The sequence below is a fragment of the Blautia sp. NSJ-140 genome (assembly GCF_022868965.1).
Classification (GTDB): domain Bacteria; phylum Bacillota; class Clostridia; order Lachnospirales; family Lachnospiraceae; genus Blautia_A.
In genome coordinates, this window is record NZ_JALIFS010000027.1 from 1 (window position 1) to 1,030 (window position 1,030).

Annotated in this window: 2 tRNA genes and 3 rRNA genes; all 5 read left to right on the forward strand. The window is 47.3% G+C overall.

Going from position 1 to position 1,030, the window contains the following annotated elements:
* Positions 1-211, forward strand: a 16S ribosomal RNA gene (locus tag MUB50_RS16870); the annotation flags it as partial.
* 69 nt (positions 212-280) lie between these two features.
* A 5S ribosomal RNA gene (gene rrf / locus MUB50_RS16875) occupies positions 281-398 on the forward strand.
* A gap of 5 nt (positions 399-403) precedes the next feature.
* Positions 404-476 (forward strand) — tRNA-Ala (locus tag MUB50_RS16880).
* Positions 477-499: 23 nt separating this feature from the next.
* A tRNA-Ile gene (locus MUB50_RS16885) sits at positions 500-573 on the forward strand.
* 341 nt (positions 574-914) lie between these two features.
* Positions 915-1,030 (forward strand): 23S ribosomal RNA (locus MUB50_RS16890); the annotation flags it as partial.

Genomic DNA, 1,030 nt, shown 5'->3' on the forward strand with positions numbered 1-1,030 from the left:
AAGCTGGAATCGCTAGTAATCGCGGATCAGAATGCCGCGGTGAATACGTTCCCGGGTCTTGTACACACCGCCCGTCACACCATGGGAGTCAGTAACGCCCGAAGTCAGTGACCTAACCGCAAGGAAGGAGCTGCCGAAGGCGGGACCGATGACTGGGGTGAAGTCGTAACAAGGTAGCCGTATCGGAAGGTGCGGCTGGATCACCTCCTTTCTAAGGAAAAAGTAGAGAAAAGAAATGTGTTTTACTGTTGAGTTATCAAGGAAATTGAATAGTGATATTTCTGGTAGCGATGCGCTTAGGGGAAACACCCGTTCCCATCCCGAACACGACGGTTAAGACCTAAGCGGCCGATGGTACTGCACTGGAGACGGTGTGGGAGAGCAGGTGGCTGCCAGATCAAATGGGGATGTAGCTCAGTTGGGAGAGCACCTGCCTTGCAAGCAGGGGGTCGAGAGTTCGAATCTCTTCATCTCCACTAGGATTTAAAAATCCTAAGATGGGCTTATAGCTCAGCTGGTTAGAGCGCACGCCTGATAAGCGTGAGGTCGGTGGTTCGAGTCCACTTAAGCCCACTGGTTTAAATGAACCAGAACCCCGAAAAGTTCATAATCATGAGCAATAGGGTAAAGGTCCACTTAAGCCCATTGGCTTAGTGATATAAGCCAATCAATATTGTACCTTGAAAACTGCATACATGAAATTTGATTAAGTTAATCAAATATCCTTAAACGCAAAGTATTAAGAAATTAATGCAAACGCAAAGATAGGAAGACATCGATTTATCTGTTATGAACAGAGTAATCAAACACATACGTTACGAACGTGAGTGTAAACTTCGTGAGAAGAAAGCACTTACTGTAGTAACACGAGAATCAAGAGACCGCATCACCTACGCTAGGGTGATGAAGCGAAAGGTCAAGCAATAAGGGCACAGGGCGGATGCCTTGGCACTAAGAGCCGATGAAAGACGTGATAAGCTGCGAAAAGCTTCGGGGAGGAGCAAATATCCCGTGATCCGGAGATGTCTGA